Genomic DNA, 16,750 nt, shown 5'->3' with positions numbered 1-16,750 from the left:
ACGCAAGCCGCTCACAGGCCAGCCGCCCGCAGACAAGCCGCGCGCACGCAAGCCGCTCACAGCCAAGCCGCTCACAGGCCAGCCGCTCGGACGCAAGCCGGTCGCGCGAGCGGGATCACGCCGCCCGCAGCCGTCAGTCCAGCCGGTCCTCGCGCCACATGGCGGCGCACTTCTCGAGGTCCTCGCCGGTGCGCAGCAGCTGCGCCGCGCGCATGGTCGTGCGGTGGGCCCGCGCGTCGGCGTGCCCCTCGTCGGACTGTGCCTCGAACGCGGCGCCCGTGGCGACCACGCGGCAGAACGCCCCCGCACGCTCGAGCGCGACCGCGAGATCGCCGCTGAACACGCCCGACAGCACCGAGTCGGCCAGGGACCGCACCTCGTCCGGCCCGGGCGGGTCCTCGACCCCGGCGATCGCGTGGCGCACGTGCGCGGCCTGCACGCCGTGGTGGTACGAGCGCGCGACCATCTCCGCGTCGTGCTTGACCCACTCGCGGATCATGTAGATGCGCCACAGCGCGCCGGGCAGGGTGTGGGCATCGGCCCGCGACCACAGCATCGCGACGGTGTCGATGCCCTCCTCGTCGACCAGCCGCACCAGCCGCCCCACCAACTCCGGATCGCCCGACTCGCGCGCCTGACCCACGATCGCGGCGGCCGTCTCGTGCGCGATGAGCGCCCGGTCGGCAGGGTCGATGTCGCCCTCGATCTGGTCGGCCATCTCCATGTCGAGCATCGCCGGGCGGCGGTAGCGGGGTTCGGCCACGCTCAGTCGATCTTCCCGTAGGGGCCGGTGGCCGGGTCCGCGAAGCCCTCGCCCGCGGCGTAGGGCACCTCGCCCGCGTCGTGGCCCGCGGCCTCGCCCGCCGTCTCGAAGGTCAGCGACACGGAGTTGATGCAGAACCGGTCGCCCGTGGGAGTCTGCGGCGCGTCGGGGAACACGTGCCCCAGGTGCGAGTCGCATGCGGCGCAGCGCACCTCGGTGCGGACCATGCCGTGCGAGACGTCCTCGTGCAGGGTGACCGCGCCCTCCTCCGCGTCGTAGAAGCTGGGCCAGCCGCAGTGCGAGTCGAACTTGGTGCCGGACGGGAACAGCTGCGCGCCGCACGCGCGGCAGCGGAACACGCCATCGCGCTTCTCGTCGATCAGCTCGCCGGTCCACGGCCGCTCGGTGCCGGCCTCGCGCAGCACGGAGAACTCGAGGTCGGTGAGCTGCGCGCGCCACTCCGCGTCCGTCTTCACGATCCTGTCGGGGCTCATGGGGCCTCCTTCCGGGGTCCAGGGTACGCGCGCCGCCCCTTCCGGCCCCGCGGCCGGTGGACAACGCGCGCCCCGAGACAACGCGTGGCGCCCGACCTCTGAGGGGGGATGGAGGTCGGACGCCACGCGGTCTCTGTCGAGCGCCCCACGCGGCGTCGCGCCGTGGTGGGTACACCCCGAAAGACGCTCGCACGGCCGGATTTGTTCCCGGCCGGGGACGATGCGGCGGTCCGGCAAGGGACGATGCGGCGGCCCGGCGGGGGCGCCGCAGTGGACGATGGGGCGGCCCGGCCGGGACCGATGCGGCGGCTGGGAAGGGCGCGCCATCCCGGCCCGCCGGACGATCCGGCTTGACATTACGCAACGAATCACTAGCGTTAATCCCGGCCCGAGGTAAGGCAAGCCTGACCTCACACGACGTCGCCCTCTGTCACACGTCCTCAAAGGAGAACCATGTCCCTCGCACGCCTGCCGCGCGCGTCCGCCCTCGCCCTCCTGGCCACCCTCGCGCTCGCCGCGTGCGCCTCGGGCGAGGCCACCACCGCCGCCGACGCGGCCGACGCCGCCGCGACCACCGAGTCCGCGGCCCAGGAGACGACCACGGAGGCCGCCGACACCGCGGAGACCACCGAGACCGCCGCCGAGGTCACCGTCGCCACCGCGACGGGCGACGTCACCGTCCCCACGAACCCCACGCGCGTGGTGGTCTTCGAGCACGCCATCCTCGACACGCTCGACACGCTGGGCCTGGGCGACGCGGTCGTCGTCATCCCCCACCACGCGATGCCGGGGTACCTCGAGCCCTACACGGAGACCACCACCAACGGCGGCACGCTCTTCGAGCCGGACTACGAGGCGATCAACGCCGCGGAGCCGGACCTCATCATCGTGGGCGGCCGCTCCGCGGAGACCCTGCCGGAGATGGAGAAGATCGCGCCCGCGATCGACCTCAGCTTCGACCGCGGCACGGACGCGTTCCTCGCGAGCCTCGACCGCAACGTCGCCACCGTCGGCGCGATCTTCGACGTCGCGGAGGAGGCCGACGCGGCGCTCGCCGCGATCGAGGAGGAGGCCGCGGCGATCAAGGCGGACGCCGCCGACGCGGGCACCGGCCTGGTGCTCCTCACCACCGGCGGCAAGGTGAGCGCCTACGGCGCCGCCGAGGACGGCCGCTTCGACTTCTTCTACACCTGGCTGGGCGTCGAGCCGGCGACCGACCAGATCGCCATCGACACCCACGGCGACGCCGTCTCCTACGAGTACATCGCGGAGGTCGACCCCGACATGATCGTGGTGCTCGACCGCGACGCCGCGATCGGCCGCGAGGGCGACAGCGCCCAGGTGCTCATGGACAACGCCCTGGTCAACGGCACGTCCGCGGGCCAGACCGGCGCCATCGCATTCGTCGACACCCCGTCGTGGTACCTCTCCTTCGGCGGCCTCACGGCCCTCGACACCGTGCTCGACGAGGTCGCGGAGCTCGTCGGCTGACGTGACGGCTCCCACCCGCACGCGCGCTGCCGCCGTCGCCCCCTGGGCGGCGGCGGCAGCCGTCGTCGTGCTCGGGGGCGTCTCGCTGCTGGTCGGCGCCGCGACCCTCGACCTGTCCACGCTCTGGTCCGACCCCGCGCAGCTCCAGGTGGTCACGGTGTCGCGCATCCCGCGCACGCTCGCGCTCATCCTCACGGGTGCGGCGATGGCGGTCGCGGGCCTCATCATGCAGCACCTCACGCGCAACCGCTTCGTCTCCCCCAGCACCGCCGGCACCATCGAGGCGGCCGGGCTGGGCCTGGTGGTCGCGCTCCTGTTCTTCGCCTCCGCGCCGGTGCTCGCGAAGATCGGCGTCGCGACCGTGTTCGCCCTCGCCGGCACCGCGCTGTTCGTGGGCCTCATCCAGCGCCTGCGCCTGCCGGACCCCATGATGGTGCCGCTGCTGGGCATCATGCTGGGCGCGATCTTCGGCGCCCTCGCCGAGCTCCTCGCCTACCGCGCCAACCTCACCCAGGCCATCAGCGTGTGGATGAACGGCGACTTCTCCGGCGTCCTCCAGGGCCGCTACGAGACCCTGTGGCTCGCGGGCGCCGCCGCCGTCCTCGCGTACGCGTTCGCGCGCCAGCTCACCGCGGCCGGCATGGGCGAGGCCTTCGCGACGAGCATCGGCGTGCCCTACCGCCTCATCCTGGGCGCCGGTCTCGCGATCACGGCCTTCACCACGGCCGTCGTGGTCACCACCGTGGGCGCGATCCCGTTCCTGGGGCTCATCGTCCCCAACGTCGTCACGCTCATCGCGGGAGACAACCTGCGCCGCACCCTGCCCGCGACGGCCCTGGGCGGCGCCGCGCTCGTGCTCGCGTGCGACATCGTCGGCCGCCTGATCATCCACCCGTACGAGGTGCCCGTGGGCACCATCGTGGGCGTGCTCGGCGCCGGCGCGTTCCTCGTGCTCGTACTGAGGAAGGGGAATCGCTATGCCTCCGCTTGACGTCGCCGCACGGCCCGGAAGGGGCGCGACCATGGACGATGCACCGGTCACCCCGGCGGGCTCCCCCGCCCCGGCCTCCCCTCGCCCGGGCGGCCCGGCCGACCCCACAGGCCAGGTCGCCGCGGCGACCGCCCAGGCACCGCATCGTCCCCGGGCGGGCCGCACGCGCCTCGTCCTGGGAATCCTCACGCTGATCGCGCTCGCCGCATCCGCGGCGTTCCTCACCTACGGCGTCGACGGGCACTGGGACTTCGCGCTGCCGCGGCGCGCGGCCACGCTGGGCGCGCTCGCCGTCGTGGGCGCGGCCATCGCCGTGTCGACGGTGGTGTTCCACACCATCACCCACAACCGCATCCTCACGCCCGGGATCATGGGTATGGACTCGCTGTACGTGCTCGCGGCCGCGTCCGTGGTGACGGCGACCGGGAACAGCGCGTCCGCGGTGCTGGGGCCGGTGGGCGCGTTCGCCGCGAACACGCTGCTCATGACGGGGCTCGCGCTGGTGCTGTACCGGTGGCTCATCGGCGACGGCTCGCGCGGGCTGTACACGCTGCTGCTCGTGGGCGTCATCGGCGGGACGCTGTTCGGCTCGCTCACGTCGTTCCTGCTGCGCACCATGGACCCGAATCAGTACGACGCGCTCATGTCGGACCTGTTCGCGTCCTTCACCGCCGTCGACCTCCGCCTGCTCGCGACCGCCGCGGCGCTGCTCGCCCTGTGCGGCGGGGCCGCCTGGTGGCTCGCGCCGCGCCTCGACGTGCTCACGCTGGGCCGCGAGCGCGCGATCGGACTGGGCGTCGACTACCGGCGCACGGTCACCCTCGCGATGGGGATCGTCGCCCTGCTGGTCGCGGCGTCCACCGCGCTCGTCGGGCCGCTGACGTTCCTGGGCGTGGTGGTCGCGAACCTCGCGTACCGCCTCACGCGCACGTATCGCCACCGCGTCAACATGGTCGCGGCGGCGCTCGTCGCGGTCGCGGCGCTCGTCACGGCGCAGACCGTCCTGCAGCACGTGCTGCGGTTCAACGGCACGGTCGGCTCGCTCGTCGCCCTCGTGGGCGGCACCTGGTTCCTGTGGCTGCTGGTCAAGGAGGCCCGCTCATGATCACGATCGACTCGCTCACCAAGTCCTACGGCCGGCAGGTCGTGGTCGACGGGGTGACCCTCGAACTGCCCGACTCGGGCGTCACCTCGATCATCGGCGCCAACGGCGCCGGGAAGTCGACGCTCCTGTCGATGGTGAGCCGGGTCCTGGGGGCCGATGCGGGGGTCGTCACGGTCGACGGCCTCGACGTGTGGAACGCGCCGGGGCGGAAGATCGCGCGGCGGCTGTCGATCCTGCGCCAGGAGACGCACACGCAGGCGCGCATCACGGTGCGCGAACTGGTCGAGTTCGGCCGCTACCCGCACTCGCGCGGCCGGCTCACCCCGGAGTGCCGGGCCGCGGTCGACGAGGCACTCGCCTTCTGCGACCTGGGCGAGCTCGAGCACCGGTCCATCCACGAGCTCTCGGGCGGCCAGCGCCAGCGCGCGTGCGTCGCGATGGTGCTCGCGCAGGACACCAGGTACGTGCTGCTCGACGAGCCGCTCAACAACCTGGACCTGGTCCACGCGACCGCGCTGATGCGCCTGGTACGCCGCCTCGCGGACGAGCGGGGCAAGTCCATCGTGCTCGTGCTGCACGACATCAACTACGCGAGCGTCTACTCCGACCGCATCGTCGCGATGCGCGACGGCGTCGTGGTGCGCGACGGATCCCCGGCGGACGTGATGACCGAGGACGCGCTGTCCCACATCTACGGCGCCCCGTTCGTCGTGCATACCCTGGGCGAGGACCGGATCGCCGCCTACTACCGCTAAGGACCGCCATGCCCCTCTCCGTCACCGGCCGCGCCCGCACCGACCGCCCCGCGCGCTACGGCAAGCAGCTGTGCTCCCACCTGTCCCGGAAGATCGAGGCGAGCTTCGACCCCGAGGCGGGGGCCGGCATCGTCCGCCGCGAAGGCACGGTCGCGACGCTGGTCGCGACCGATGCGTCGCTCGAGATCACCGTCTCCGGCGAGGGGGAGGCGGACGTGTTCCCGCTCATGGGGATCGTGCAGAACCACCTCGAGAAGTTCGGCGCCGGCGACGGCCTCGCGTGCGCATGGGACGATGCGGAACTCGACGCGCGCTATCAGGTCAAGCGCCGCGAGGCGATGGCGCGGCGGGAGGCCGAGCGGGAGGCCGAGCAGGCGGCTGCGGGCTCCGCCGGCGCGGCGACCGAAACACCTCGATAATCGCGACGAAGGTCCCATGCGGAGCATGCTCTTAGGTCCGTAGTGTGTGACGAACGTCACCCTCCCGCGCATCCTCGGCGCGCGCGGACGCGGCATCGCAGGCCCGGTGACTCACCCATTCATTCGCGTGGAGGACTTCGTCGTGCCCAATTCCCAGATCTCCCGCCGCCGGATCGTCCAAGGCGCCGCCTGGGCGGCGCCGGCCATCCTGGTGGCCACTGCTGCGCCGGCCGCCGCGTGCGCCAGCACCGAGCCCAAGCCTTGCGCACCGCCGGCGCCCATCACGCACGAGCCCGCAGGCCCGAACCACGTCAAGTTCACCATTCCCGCCCTTGCGACAATGTCGGGCGTGCAGATCTCGGCTCCGGCCGCCTTCGCCCTTCCGACCCTGGCAGGGGCGTGGCCGAATCCGCAGTGGACAAGGGTCGGAGACGACACCTACCTGTGGCAGGGCGCCGAGCAAGATGTCGAGTTCATGGTCACGGCAGGCGGCGAGAACCAGGCCACCTACCCGGTCAGCATCGCCGTCTTCGGCCCGGACGGCGCGCCCCGCGGCTCGGCAACCGAAACCATGACACTCACTCCAGCCTCCGCATAGACAAGATCGAAGAGCCGACGCCGACCATCGGGGAACAACGCTGCCGCGAGCACCTTGCTCGCGGCAGCGTTCTCGTACATCCCGGCAGGTAGACGGGCCGCTCAGCCCCGGCGCCGACACCGCCCCGGGGCCGGCCCGCATTTGCGCAATAACGCACCCGCGTAATCCCCGAATTCGAATTCCGAAAACCTTGTGCGCATAAGTCGAATTCGGTCGGAATTGCCTTCGGAAAGCGATAGCGTAAAGACCGTCAACAGACGTCACGGCCCACCGCTGGGCCCACCTCAGGAGGTCACCATGCCCGTCTCCATCGGTCTTCCCATCGTCTCGTCGTGCTCGGTCGCATCGTGCGGCTACAACCACGACGGCTGCCACGCCGCCGCCATCTCCGTGGGCGGCCAGCACGCACACTGCAACACCTTCGTCGACACCGAGCACAAGGGCGGCGCCGACGCGACCGCCGCCGTGGGCGCCTGCTCGCGCGAGGACTGCAAGCACAACGCGGACCTCATGTGCACCGCGGACTCGATCGCCGTGGGCGGCTCGACCGACGTCGCCGACTGCCTCACCTTCGCCGCGCGCGTCTGAGGTCGCAGCACTCGAATCCCACCGTCGGCCGCGCGCCAGCGCCACTCACGTGAGCAGCAGGCGCGCGGCCTTCCCATGCCCGACGCGGGCAGGAGGTACTGCCGCGCCCGGCGCGGGCAGGGTGGTGCCCCCGCGCCCGGCGCGGGCCGGGCTACCAGCCCGACCCGCGCATCGGCTACTGAGGCGCGCTCACTCCTCGGCGAGCCGTCAGGTCCGCCCGCGCCGCATCGTCCTTGGGCAGCGCCGCCGCGACGTACCAGCGGATGCGATTGAGCTTGACCCGCACGGAGCCCTCGCTCGGGTAGCCCAGTCGCTCGGCCAGCTCGGCCTCGTCCTCGCCCGCGAGGTAGCCGCCTAGCAGCTCCATCTCGCGCGGGGTGAGGAACGAGGCGACGCGGCGCGGGATCGTCTCGCCCAGCGCCGGCCGGAGCCTCTCGGGGCTCATGCCTGGAACCTCAGGTTCTCCCAGCGCCACTGGCGCACCATGGGCAGCCACCAGACCGCGGCGACGCCGAGGGTGATCCAGGTGAGCGGAAGCCAGAGGAACCACATCGGGTAGAGGTCGCGGCCGGAGCCCGTGAAGGTGAGCGGGCGACCGTCGATCGCGGAGGCCTCGGCGTTGGCACGCTCGGCGGCCGCGAGCGCGAACGGGTAGGCGACGCCCAGCGTGAGCACGGTGACAAGAATCGAGAAGAGCACCAGCCAGCCGTCCCGGGCGACACGGGGCGAGAGGGTGAAGACCCCCACGCCGCGACGTTCGGCGAGGCCTCGAGGGTCGACCACGTCGACTTGGTCGAGGACTGGGGACAGCACAGCCATGGCGCGCTCCTTTGCAACGCTTTTACTTCCGGGGACTCCATTGCACCAGATGCCACCCCGCGGACTGCGAGACGATGGTCCTATTGAGGAGCCCGGTGCGAGAGCCGCACCAGAACGGGCGCCGCGGAGACACTGGCCCCGGCACCCCGGCGCGCCCCGGGGTACCCGGGCGCCCCGGCGGCCAGCGCCAAGGGTCCCAGGCCACCCCTGGAACCCCGTTGATAGCGTCGCGGCATGGTCCGAACCATCGCCGGAGCGCGGATCGCGATGGCGTTGCTCATCCTCGCCGCCGTCGCCCGGCTCCTCTGGGTCGAGGTCGAGGCCGGCACCCTCGTTCCCTGGGACTTCTTCGGCTACTTCACCATCCAGACCAACCTCATCGCCGCCGGCACACTGCTCGTGGGCGCCCCGTTCACCGGACACGCGCGTCCCGCGTGGCTCGAGTACCTGCGGGCGTGCTCCGCGGTCTACGTCGTGATCGTGGTCGCGGTGTACTGGCCGGTGCTCGCCCCGGTCTCCGACGACCGGTGGACCTGGGCCAACCTGGTGGTGCACGGTGCGGTCGCCGCTGCGATGGTCGGGGACTGGCTGGTCGAGGGTCCGCGCGCGCCGCTCCCGCGCGCGCACCTGGGGGCGCTGCTCGCGTATCCGCTGGCGTGGTGCACGATCGTCCTGATCCGCGGCGCCACCGACGGCTGGGTCCCCTACGACTTCCTGCACCCCGGGCTCGGCTACGGCGGCATCGCGGTGGTGATCGGTGCCATCGGCGCCGCGGGAGTCGCGCTCGGCGCGGCGCTGTTCCGGACGCCGCCCGGCCGCGCGGTGAGCGTGGCCCGGTCCCGGGCCGTGGCGCCCGCCCGCTGATACCGTCGCGGGATGGTCCGCTTTGTCTCGGGCGCGCGCATCGGCGCCGCGCTCCTCATGCTCGCCGCCGTCGCCCGCCTCATGTGGGATCAGGTCGAGGCGGACACGCTCGTGCTGTGGAACTTCTTCGGGTTCTTCACCATCCAGACCAACCTCATCGGGGCGTTCGCGCTCATCGTGGTCGCCACCCGCACGGGCCGCGCGAGACCCGCGTGGCTCGAGTACCTGCGCGCCTCCGCGGCGGTCTACCTGGTCATCGTGGTGGCCGTGTTCTGGACGCTCCTCGCGCCCACCTCGGACGACCTGACCCGGTGGACCAACCTGGTGGTTCATGGGCTGTCCGGCGTGGTGCTCGTCGTGGACTGGCTGATCGAGGGGCCGCGCGAGCGGCTGCCGCTCACGCGCCTGTGGGTCGTGATCGCGTACCCGCTCGGCTGGGCGGCGGTGGTGCTGGTGCGCGGCGCGACCGACGGGTGGGTGCCCTACCCCTTCCTCGAGCCCGCGCACGGCTACGCGAGCATCGCCATGGTGGTCGGGGGGATCTGCGTCGCAGGCCTCGTCCTGGGCGCCGCGCTGTACCTGACGCCCCGGACACGGCCGGTCACCGTGGACGATGCACGGGTCGCCGTGGAGTCGAGGTGATCCGAGACTCGGGCCCGCCCGCCGCGCACGCGTCGATCGGCGCGGACCTGGTCGCGGAGCTGGTCCGGGCGCAGGCGCCCGCGCTGGCGCACCTCGAGGTGGGCGAGCGCTTCGATGGCTGGGACATGGCGGTGTTCCGCCTGGGCGCCGAGTACGCGGTGCGACTCCCCCGCGTCGAGAGCGCCGTGCGCTCGCTGGACCGCGAGACCGGGCTGATGATCGCGCTCGGCCGCGACTGGACCTTCCCCCACCCGCGCCTGGTGCGGCGCGGCGAGCCGCAGGGCCCGTACCCGTGGCCCTGGGCCATCGTCACGTGGCTGCCGGGCACCGCCGCGGACGTCGCGCCGCTGGCCGCATCCGCGGGGCCGGCGCTGGGCCGCGCGCTCGCGGAGATCCACGCGCCCGCCGCCCCCGAGGCCTGGTTCAACCCCGAGCAGTCCCTCCCCCTCGCCGACCGCCAGCACAATCTCGACTGGGCGCTCGGCCTGCTGGCCGAGGCCTCCGGGCCGGGCGGCGAGCGGCTGGACGTGCAGGGCGCGCGCGAGGTGTGGGCTCGCGCGCTGGCCGCCCCCGGGCCCACCGAGCGCGTGTGGTCCCACGCGGACCCCCACGGCTCCAATGTGCTGGGCATCGACGGCGCGTTCGCCGGGCTCATCGACTGGGGCAAGATGGCCGGCTGCGACCGCGCCGTCGACCTCTCCTTCCTCTACACCGCGCTCCCGGCCGCGGGCGTCGGCCTCGCCGTCGCGGCGTACCGCGACGCCACCGCCTGCGACGACCCCGGCCTCGAGGCGCGACTGCGCGGCATCGCGGTCACCAAGTGCGCCTCCTGGGCGGTGCTCGACCGTCCGCTCAACGTCGCCATGGCGTGGCGAGGCTTCGGGGAGCTGGGCCTGCTCGCTTAGGCGCGCCGTACATCGTCCCGGGACGAAGGTGAGATCCTGGATGGACACTTTCCAGGAGGAGCCATGCAGTTCGCCGTGCCGTACGGAGCCGAGTCCTCGGTGCCGTACGCGGCCGTGGGGCTCGGGCTCACCCTCCTGGCGGCGGTCCTGGGGACGATGCGCGGGCGAGGGGCGCGTGCCGCCCTCTGGGCGGCGCTGGTCGCCTGCCTCGCGGTCATCGGGTGGCTGACCATCGGCGACACGCTCGCATCGAGCCACACCGGGGCCGCGAGCGTGAACCTCACGCCCTTCCAGGAGATCGACCGGGCGCTCAACTCCCAGAGCCAGCGCGTGTGGCTCAACCTCATCGGCAACGTGGCGATGTTCATGCCGCTGGGCGCGGTGATCGCGGCGCTGATACGGCGCGGATTCTGGCTGCGCGTGCTGTCGGCGCTGTTCGCCGGGGTGGTGCTGTCCGTGGGGATCGAGATGGCGCAGTACACGCTGGGGCGCGTGGCGGACATCGATGACGTGCTGCTCAACTCGGCCGGCGCGCTGCTGGGCGGGCTCGTCGTGGCGGTGCTGGTGGGCGGCGTGGAACTGGCGCGGCGGGGCCGGGCACGTGCGCGGCGCAACTACCATGGTCGGCGGGCCTCTAGCTCAGTTGGTAGAGCAGCGGACTTTTAATCCGTAGGTCGTGGGTTCGAGCCCCACGGGGCCCACTATCACCCCTGGTAAATAGGCGGTTGGTTCGAAGCGCCTTGAGGTTCGCGAGGTCGAACTCGACGGAAACTCGACGTTTTCGCCTACTCGAGCAGCGTGTCGAGCACGGCCGACTGATCGGCCGCGAGCACCGCGCGCTCGACGTAGTGCCTCGCCGTGACCGCGACGCCGGCGTGCCCCAACTGCTCGGCAGCGGCCTCGAGGCCGCCGTCGCGCTCGAGGCGCGTCGCGACCGTCTTGCGCAGCGTGTGCAACTTGAGGTCGTCGAACCGCGCCGGCCTGCCGGCGGCCACCTCGCGCTCGGCGTCGCGTCGACGGAACGATCGCCATTGCTTGTTGACCGTCGTGACTTCGCGGTACCCCATCGTCACGGCCGGCAGGATCACGGGCGAAGGCAGCCCGTCGACCCGGCGCTCGAGCAGCGTCGCGACGATGCGCGGCGGCAGCACGAGGACGCGCGCGCGGCCGCCTTTGGTGCGCTCCTGCCGCACGAGGCCGCCGGCAGTTCGCACGACCGTCCCGTCGATCGTCACGTGCCCGACCTCGAGGTCGACGTCGGACCAGCGCAGCGCGAGCACCTCGCCGACCCGGCAGCCCGTCGCGAGCAGCAGATCGACGAGCAGCGGCAGGTCGCAGGCGACCGCGTAGTCGTCGGCGCGCACCGCTGCGCGCAGCTCACGGACCTCGTCGGCGTCGAGTGCTCGAGGCTCGGCCCGCGTCGGCGCGATCGTCCTCGCCTCGCGTACCGGGTTCGCGACGATCGCGTCGTGCCGGGCCGCGAGTCCGAACATGTTCGACAGGCACGTGCGCGCGAGGCGCGCCGTCGCCGGCCCGACGTCGTCGGCAATGTCGCGCAGCGCCCGGTCGACGCGCGCTGTCGTGACCTCCGACACGCGCAGGCCGCCGAGCCTGGGCACGACGTGCCGGCGCACCGCGAGCCGGTACCTCACGATCGTCGAGTGCGCGCGATCGGACTCGTCGACCTCGGCGAGCCACACGCGCGCGAGTTCGTCGACCCTCGTGCTCGAGGACACGTCGCGCCCGCCGGCGCGCGACCGCTCGCGCAGCCGGCGCAGCAGCTCGGCCTCGGCAGCCGATCGCGACCGGCCCGACGCCGTCACGACCCGCGTACGCCCGTCGTGGTCGCGGAACCGGGCCACCGCGACATGCTCGCCGGCGTCGCTCGTCGTCGTGATCCGACCCCAACCACCGACCGGCAGCGGCGGCCTAGGCATCGTCGCCGACCGCCGGCTGCCACCTGTGCGCCGCGAGTTGTGCGTCGACCTTGGGCACGTGCGCCTGAGCCGCGTCCGCAACCTCGTCGTTGACGCCGGCGAGACGCACCGCGACCGCGAGCAGTTCGGCACGTTGACGCAGCAGCACGAGCGGCCCGACGGCATGCTCGAGCGAGTACGCGGCCGCCGGCAACGTCTGCCGGCCCGCCCACCATTCGACCGCGTCGACCACGCCGGCGAACCGGCCCGGCGCGACTTCGACCTCGTCGGCCTCGAGGTCGACGAGCAGCACCGCCGGCGACGTTTCGAGCACCACGGCCGCCGCCGTGAGCTGCGCGAGGCCGATCCCGATGACGCCGCGTTCGTACTTCGACATCGTCGACTGATTCACAGGCACGCCGAGGCGCGTCATGCCGTCGGCGAGCGCGGTCGTCGAGAGGCCGCGCGCCTCGCGCAGCGCACGAATGCGCGCACCGACGCCTGCCTCGAATCGCCGCCCCCACTGCTCGCCCGTCGCCTCAGTCACCCCGCCACGGTATCCGACACGCAGGCGAAAAGGACTAGCACACCGCCGCCCACTAGGCGTATAGTCCGACTCGCCTGATCGCGACTGTCGATCAGGCAGAACGGACTAGGCCAATGACCCTCTCACCTACGGCAGTCGCCGACGTCGAACTCGACCCTAGGCCCGAGCCGGCGCTTGGCACGCCGCGCCACGCGTGGCCGGAACTCATGACGATCGAACAGGTCGCGGTCGAGACGGGTATCGCCGTGCCGACCCTCTACAAGTGGCGCAGCACCCGCGAGAACGGCCCGGCGTCGCTGCGCATCGGGCGCAACGTTCGATACCGCCGTGACGACGTCGCCGCGTGGATCGACGAGCAGGTCGCGGTCGTGTCGTACAAGACGATCGACGCCGCGCGCGCAGGCAACTCGGCCGCGATCGCCGTGCTCGAGCGTCACGGCGTGGCCGTCGCATGAGGCCGGACACAGGAACGCCCCCGCCGGGCGAGGCCGGCAGGGGCGAGACTCGAGAGGTTTGGACGCCGATCGTCGAGTCGAATCCCGTAGGACGGCAGTCGAACAGCCTGTACGCGGTCGCTGCACTCGGTACGGTACCCGATCACCACGGTCGCCCGTCATGACGCGCCCGTCCGACCTGCTCGACGCCGCGTTCGAATACGCCGCTGCCGGCTGGCTCGTGCACCCGTGCCGCGAGGCCGGCGACGACGCGAAAGCGCCGTACCTTCGCCACGGGCACAAGGATGCGACGACCGACCTCGCGACGATCGCGGAATGGTGGCAGCGTTGGCCGGCGGCGCTCGTCGGCCTCGTGATCCCGCCGACGCACGTCGTGCTCGACGTCGACCCGCGCAACGGCGGCACGTTCGCGGCGTTGAGTCAGGCGCTCGGCAGCCTGCCGCGCACGTGGGCGAGCCTGTCAGGCCGAGGCGACGGCGGCATGCACGCCTGGTACATGCGGCCGCCTGAGCCGTGGCAGCCACTCACGGGCACGAGGCTCGAGAAGTCGCTCGGCGTGCCCGGCGTCGACGTGAAGGTTCACGGGTACGTGATCGCGCCGCCGTCGCCTCACCCGCTCACGGGCGACCCGTACAGGTGGCTCGACCCGGCGCAGCCCGTCGTCGCGCTACCTCGACGAGCTGAGCGTCGGCTCGAGCAGCCGCCGCCGGCGCAGCCCCGCGAACTGCCGACGAGGCTCGACGGCAACGCACGCGACCGCAAGGTCGACGGCCTGTGCCGGCATGTCGCCCGGGCCGTCGAAGGCAACCGGAACGCGGCGCTGTACTGGGCCGCGTGCCGCCTATGGCCCATGTACCCCACCGCCGGCGAGGTCGCACGACTCACGAGCGCCGGCCTCGCCGCCGGCCTCGAGCAGCGCGAGGTCGACACGACGCTCGCCTCAGCACGACGCACCACAGGAGGACGCGCAGCATGACCAGCAACAACAACGACGGCGACGCCGGCCTCGAGCAGATTCACCCGCCGGCGACCCCCGACGAGGTCGCGGCGGCCCTCGAGGAGCGTGAGCCTGATCCCGGCGACGACGACCTCGAGTCGCCACACGCGGCCGCGCGCCGGCTCGCGATCGACCGGCTCGGCATACCGACCGAGGTACGTCATTGGCTCAACACGCCCGGCGCACAGTTCAACGCCGACCCTGTGACGGCCGCGCTCGTCAAGTCGGCCGCGCAACAGGTCGCCGAGGCGCTCGAGCGGGTGCAGGCCGGCGGCGTGCAGGCCGAGCGCATGGCCGACGGCCTGTTCGACTTCGCCACGTTGCGCGAGCGGTTCGCGACGCCCGTGACGCCGGTCGTCGACCGGCTCGTGTATCCCGATCAGACGGCCGTCGTGGCAGGTGCCGGCGGGTCGTTCAAGTCGTTCATTGTGCTCGCCGTGATGCTCGCCCTCGCGACCGGCCGGAAAGCGCTCGGCCTGTTCGACGTACCTGAGCGGCGGCCCGTGCTGTACGTGACGACCGAAGGCTCGCGCAGTCTGCTCGCGCGCGTGCTCGCATGGTGCACGGCGAACTCGGTGACGGCCGAGCTGCTCGACGGGTACCTGCTCGTCGAGACGATCGCGCCGGACTTCTACGCGGACGGTCCCGACGTCGACGCGCTGCTCGAGGTCGCCGACGAGCACGACGTCGGCCTCGTCGTCGTCGATACGCTCGCCCGCGTGCGCGGCGCAGCCGACGAGAACTCGAGTCAGATGACGACCGTTCTCGCGACCCTCGAGCGGTTCAAGGCCGCACGTCGCGCCGCGTGGACCGTGCACCACGCGAACCGCAACGGCACGTTTCGCGGGTCGACGGCGATTCGCGACACGCCCGACGCGCTGCTCGAGGTCACGCGCGACGGCGACGCTCGGCGCGTGACGATCAAGGCCGAGAAGTTTCGGGATCACCCGCAGGGCGATCGTTGGACGATCGACGTCGAGTTTGCCGTCGTCGAGACGGAACTGCGCGACTACCTTGACCGGCCCGTCACGTCGCTTGCCGTGCACCGCGCCACATGGCACGACGTCGACTCGCGGCCCGCGTCCGCACCGCTGCCCGACGCCGGCCTCGAGGGCAATGTCGACAAGATCCTGCGCACGCTCGCCGACGCCGTCGGCCCGCTCACGAACAAGGAACTCGCCCGGCGTTCGCTCAACGTCGAGCCGAACGGCGACGTCGGCGCGGCGTACCTGGCAGCGCGCCGCGACGCGGTCGACGCGCGCCTCGTCGACGACGAGGGCCGCCGCGCCGGCCGTACCAAGTTGTATGCGCTCACGAGCCTCGGCCGGGCACGCCTCGCCGCCCACGACGCCGGCGAGGACTGACCCACCACGAGAGGAACCTCACCATGATTCGACCCGTACCGCGCACCATGCTCAGAACGCTCGCCGACCACCTGTCACACGCCGACCACGGAGACGGCCCGACTGCGGCCGGCGACCCGTGCACCTGGGCGTGCCTCGAGGCCACGCTCGGCGACGACCTCACAGGCATCGACGACGAACTGCACACGCTGCTCGACCTCAACCTCGTCGACCGCCTCGACGTCGCCGGCGTCACACGCCACAGGATCACCCGTACCGGCCTTGAATGGCTCGAGGCCGAGCAGCTCCGTCACGACGCCGACCCGGTCGCATTCTTCGACCTCGCGCAGCAGCGGGCACGACTGATCGACGGATTCGACGCGACGCCGGCGAACGTCGACCACGCGCTCGCCCTCATCAGGCTCGTCGTCGACGGCCTGCGCGACGCCGGCGACGCAACGCAGCCGCTCGCCCGCGCCCTCGCATACGCGCACCACGTGCTCGACCGCCTCACCGACGTGCACGACGTCGCCCACGGATGCGAGTACCGGCCATGAACCGCGCACGGCACGAGCGCGCCGAGGACATCGCAGGGGCCGCAATCCTGCACCCCGATTGGCCGAGCCGAGCAGCCTGACCGACCCCGCGATCGACCCCCGTGACCGAGCCGTCACGGGGGTCGATCCATGCCCGGCGGCGACGGGCCGAAAGGGTATTTACGCAACAGAAAACGGCCCCGATTTTACCTGCCCATTACCTTTAAGATGGGCGGATGGGCGGGCGACCGCTACACGACATTTAGCAGGGGATATAGCGCAGTGGGCGGATGGGCGGGCAGGCAGGCTGGCGGGCGGACCCCTTAAGGGGATAGCCCACCGCCCACTACTCCTATTTTGTTTGTGGTCTCCTACGTCGACCACGGCGACCGTGGAACGGTCGCGCGTCGGGTCGCCTTGGTAGGCGACGACCGCCGTACTGCTCGAGTTGCTGAGCCTGCTCCCGCAGTCTGTGGTCGCCTGAGCAGGCGAGCAGTCGGGCAGCCCGGCGTCGTGCTCGTC

20 protein-coding genes, 1 tRNA gene and 1 pseudogene are annotated in these 16,750 nt (G+C 72.1%); 16 read left to right on the top strand and 6 right to left on the bottom strand.

What is annotated here, in order from left to right:
* Positions 1-133 precede the first annotated feature (133 nt).
* Positions 134-763, bottom strand: a complete 630-nt coding sequence (locus tag AOM03_RS06055) for a hypothetical protein (protein ID WP_369345444.1) — start codon at positions 761-763, stop codon at positions 134-136.
* A gap of 95 nt (positions 764-858) precedes the next feature.
* Positions 859-1,257: pseudogene (msrB, locus tag AOM03_RS06050) on the bottom strand (peptide-methionine (R)-S-oxide reductase MsrB); the annotation flags it as partial.
* Positions 1,258-1,710: 453 nt separating this feature from the next.
* On the opposite strand from msrB, the gene AOM03_RS06045 reads away from it, so the two are divergent.
* From AOM03_RS06045 to AOM03_RS06015, 7 genes are all read left to right on the top strand, one after another.
* Positions 1,711-2,748, top strand: a complete 1,038-nt coding sequence (locus AOM03_RS06045) for a siderophore ABC transporter substrate-binding protein (protein WP_062379382.1) — start codon at positions 1,711-1,713, stop codon at positions 2,746-2,748.
* A 1-nt stretch (position 2,749) separates the two neighbouring features.
* Positions 2,750-3,739, top strand: a complete 990-nt coding sequence (locus AOM03_RS06040; protein ID WP_062379379.1) for an ABC transporter permease — start codon at positions 2,750-2,752, stop codon at positions 3,737-3,739.
* Between the two features lie 31 nt (positions 3,740-3,770).
* Positions 3,771-4,844 carry an iron chelate uptake ABC transporter family permease subunit gene (locus AOM03_RS06035; protein ID WP_062379377.1) on the top strand — a complete coding sequence of 358 codons (1,074 nt, stop codon included), beginning with the start codon at positions 3,771-3,773 and terminating at the stop codon, positions 4,842-4,844.
* A complete protein-coding gene (locus tag AOM03_RS06030; protein WP_062379375.1) occupies positions 4,841-5,599 on the top strand; it encodes an iron ABC transporter ATP-binding protein in 759 nt (252 codons plus the stop codon). The genes AOM03_RS06035 and AOM03_RS06030 overlap by 4 nt, the downstream gene beginning before the upstream one ends.
* 8 nt (positions 5,600-5,607) lie before the next feature.
* Positions 5,608-6,018 (top strand): DUF2218 domain-containing protein, encoded by a 411-nt coding sequence (locus AOM03_RS06025; protein WP_062379373.1) that lies wholly within the window; start codon positions 5,608-5,610, stop codon positions 6,016-6,018.
* 46 nt (positions 6,019-6,064) lie between these two features.
* Entirely contained in the window at positions 6,065-6,616 is a 552-nt protein-coding gene (locus AOM03_RS06020) for a hypothetical protein (RefSeq protein ID WP_062379371.1), read from the top strand.
* A gap of 297 nt (positions 6,617-6,913) precedes the next feature.
* Positions 6,914-7,204, top strand: coding sequence for a DUF1540 domain-containing protein (locus AOM03_RS06015; protein WP_062379369.1), 291 nt, complete (start codon positions 6,914-6,916; stop codon positions 7,202-7,204).
* 175 nt (positions 7,205-7,379) lie between these two features.
* On the opposite strand, the gene AOM03_RS06010 is transcribed toward AOM03_RS06015, so the two are convergent.
* Positions 7,380-7,649, bottom strand: a complete 270-nt coding sequence (locus AOM03_RS06010; protein WP_062379367.1) for a helix-turn-helix domain-containing protein — start codon at positions 7,647-7,649, stop codon at positions 7,380-7,382.
* Positions 7,646-8,023: a hypothetical protein gene (locus AOM03_RS06005; RefSeq protein WP_082092190.1), complete on the bottom strand. Its 378-nt coding sequence runs from the start codon at positions 8,021-8,023 to the stop codon at positions 7,646-7,648. The genes AOM03_RS06010 and AOM03_RS06005 overlap by 4 nt, the downstream gene beginning before the upstream one ends.
* 234 nt (positions 8,024-8,257) lie before the next feature.
* Between AOM03_RS06005 and AOM03_RS12685 the strand changes: the two genes are divergently transcribed.
* The 5 genes from AOM03_RS12685 to AOM03_RS05980 all read left to right on the top strand — a co-directional run bounded on the left by AOM03_RS12685 (position 8,258) and on the right by AOM03_RS05980 (position 11,135).
* The gene (locus AOM03_RS12685; RefSeq protein ID WP_062379364.1) at positions 8,258-8,887 is read left to right on the top strand and encodes a Pr6Pr family membrane protein; all 630 of its coding nucleotides are present in this window, start codon (positions 8,258-8,260) and stop codon (positions 8,885-8,887) included.
* A 12-nt stretch (positions 8,888-8,899) separates the two neighbouring features.
* Positions 8,900-9,529, top strand: coding sequence for a Pr6Pr family membrane protein (locus AOM03_RS12680; RefSeq protein ID WP_062379362.1), 630 nt, complete (start codon positions 8,900-8,902; stop codon positions 9,527-9,529).
* Positions 9,526-10,434 (top strand): phosphotransferase, encoded by a 909-nt coding sequence (locus AOM03_RS13085; RefSeq protein ID WP_062379360.1) that lies wholly within the window; start codon positions 9,526-9,528, stop codon positions 10,432-10,434. The genes AOM03_RS12680 and AOM03_RS13085 overlap by 4 nt, the downstream gene beginning before the upstream one ends.
* A gap of 63 nt (positions 10,435-10,497) precedes the next feature.
* Positions 10,498-11,100, top strand: coding sequence for a VanZ family protein (locus tag AOM03_RS13135; protein WP_082092252.1), 603 nt, complete (start codon positions 10,498-10,500; stop codon positions 11,098-11,100).
* Positions 11,063-11,135: transfer RNA gene (locus AOM03_RS05980), tRNA-Lys, on the top strand. Before AOM03_RS13135 ends, AOM03_RS05980 begins: the two co-directional genes overlap by 38 nt.
* An 84-nt stretch (positions 11,136-11,219) precedes the next feature.
* On the opposite strand, the gene AOM03_RS05975 is transcribed toward AOM03_RS05980, so the two are convergent.
* Positions 11,220-12,296, bottom strand: a complete 1,077-nt coding sequence (locus tag AOM03_RS05975; protein WP_062379355.1) for a tyrosine-type recombinase/integrase — start codon at positions 12,294-12,296, stop codon at positions 11,220-11,222.
* 67 nt (positions 12,297-12,363) lie between these two features.
* Positions 12,364-12,897 carry a helix-turn-helix domain-containing protein gene (locus AOM03_RS05970; protein WP_062379353.1) on the bottom strand — a complete coding sequence of 178 codons (534 nt, stop codon included), beginning with the start codon at positions 12,895-12,897 and terminating at the stop codon, positions 12,364-12,366.
* Between the two features lie 206 nt (positions 12,898-13,103).
* On the opposite strand from AOM03_RS05970, the gene AOM03_RS12445 reads away from it, so the two are divergent.
* The 4 genes from AOM03_RS12445 (at position 13,104) to AOM03_RS05950 (ending at position 16,249) form a co-directional block, all read left to right on the top strand.
* Positions 13,104-13,352, top strand: a complete 249-nt coding sequence (locus tag AOM03_RS12445) for a helix-turn-helix transcriptional regulator (RefSeq protein WP_156157649.1) — start codon at positions 13,104-13,106, stop codon at positions 13,350-13,352.
* A 160-nt stretch (positions 13,353-13,512) separates the two neighbouring features.
* On the top strand, positions 13,513-14,328 hold the full coding sequence (locus AOM03_RS05960; RefSeq protein ID WP_062379351.1) for a bifunctional DNA primase/polymerase: 816 nt from the start codon (positions 13,513-13,515) through the stop codon (positions 14,326-14,328).
* Positions 14,325-15,713 (top strand): AAA family ATPase, encoded by a 1,389-nt coding sequence (locus AOM03_RS05955; RefSeq protein ID WP_062379348.1) that lies wholly within the window; start codon positions 14,325-14,327, stop codon positions 15,711-15,713. Before AOM03_RS05960 ends, AOM03_RS05955 begins: the two co-directional genes overlap by 4 nt.
* 23 nt (positions 15,714-15,736) lie before the next feature.
* Entirely contained in the window at positions 15,737-16,249 is a 513-nt protein-coding gene (locus AOM03_RS05950) for a hypothetical protein (protein ID WP_156157647.1), read from the top strand.
* Positions 16,250-16,750 lie beyond the last annotated feature (501 nt).

The organism is Demequina pelophila (genome assembly GCF_000971175.1).
In the GTDB taxonomy this organism is placed as follows: domain Bacteria; phylum Actinomycetota; class Actinomycetes; order Actinomycetales; family Demequinaceae; genus Demequina; species Demequina pelophila.
This window is presented reverse-complemented; position numbering and strand designations above follow the sequence as displayed.

Excerpts from the sequence above, each read along its gene's own strand:
- AOM03_RS06045 (WP_062379382.1), top strand. The coding sequence starts at position 1,711 with ATGTCCCTCGCACGCCTGCCGCGCGCGTCCGCCCTCGCCCTCCTGGCC.
- AOM03_RS06035 (WP_062379377.1), top strand. The coding sequence starts at position 3,771 with ATGGACGATGCACCGGTCACCCCGGCGGGCTCCCCCGCCCCGGCCTCC.
- AOM03_RS06030 (WP_062379375.1), top strand. The coding sequence starts at position 4,841 with ATGATCACGATCGACTCGCTCACCAAGTCCTACGGCCGGCAGGTCGTG.
- AOM03_RS06025 (WP_062379373.1), top strand. The coding sequence starts at position 5,608 with ATGCCCCTCTCCGTCACCGGCCGCGCCCGCACCGACCGCCCCGCGCGC.
- AOM03_RS06015 (WP_062379369.1), top strand. The coding sequence starts at position 6,914 with ATGCCCGTCTCCATCGGTCTTCCCATCGTCTCGTCGTGCTCGGTCGCA.
- AOM03_RS06010 (WP_062379367.1), bottom strand. The coding sequence starts at position 7,649 with ATGAGCCCCGAGAGGCTCCGGCCGGCGCTGGGCGAGACGATCCCGCGC.
- AOM03_RS06005 (WP_082092190.1), bottom strand. The coding sequence starts at position 8,023 with ATGGCTGTGCTGTCCCCAGTCCTCGACCAAGTCGACGTGGTCGACCCT.
- AOM03_RS12685 (WP_062379364.1), top strand. The coding sequence starts at position 8,258 with ATGGTCCGAACCATCGCCGGAGCGCGGATCGCGATGGCGTTGCTCATC.
- AOM03_RS12680 (WP_062379362.1), top strand. The coding sequence starts at position 8,900 with ATGGTCCGCTTTGTCTCGGGCGCGCGCATCGGCGCCGCGCTCCTCATG.
- AOM03_RS13135 (WP_082092252.1), top strand. The coding sequence starts at position 10,498 with ATGCAGTTCGCCGTGCCGTACGGAGCCGAGTCCTCGGTGCCGTACGCG.
- AOM03_RS12445 (WP_156157649.1), top strand. The coding sequence starts at position 13,104 with ATGACGATCGAACAGGTCGCGGTCGAGACGGGTATCGCCGTGCCGACC.
- AOM03_RS05960 (WP_062379351.1), top strand. The coding sequence starts at position 13,513 with ATGACGCGCCCGTCCGACCTGCTCGACGCCGCGTTCGAATACGCCGCT.
- AOM03_RS05955 (WP_062379348.1), top strand. The coding sequence starts at position 14,325 with ATGACCAGCAACAACAACGACGGCGACGCCGGCCTCGAGCAGATTCAC.
- AOM03_RS05950 (WP_156157647.1), top strand. The coding sequence starts at position 15,737 with ATGATTCGACCCGTACCGCGCACCATGCTCAGAACGCTCGCCGACCAC.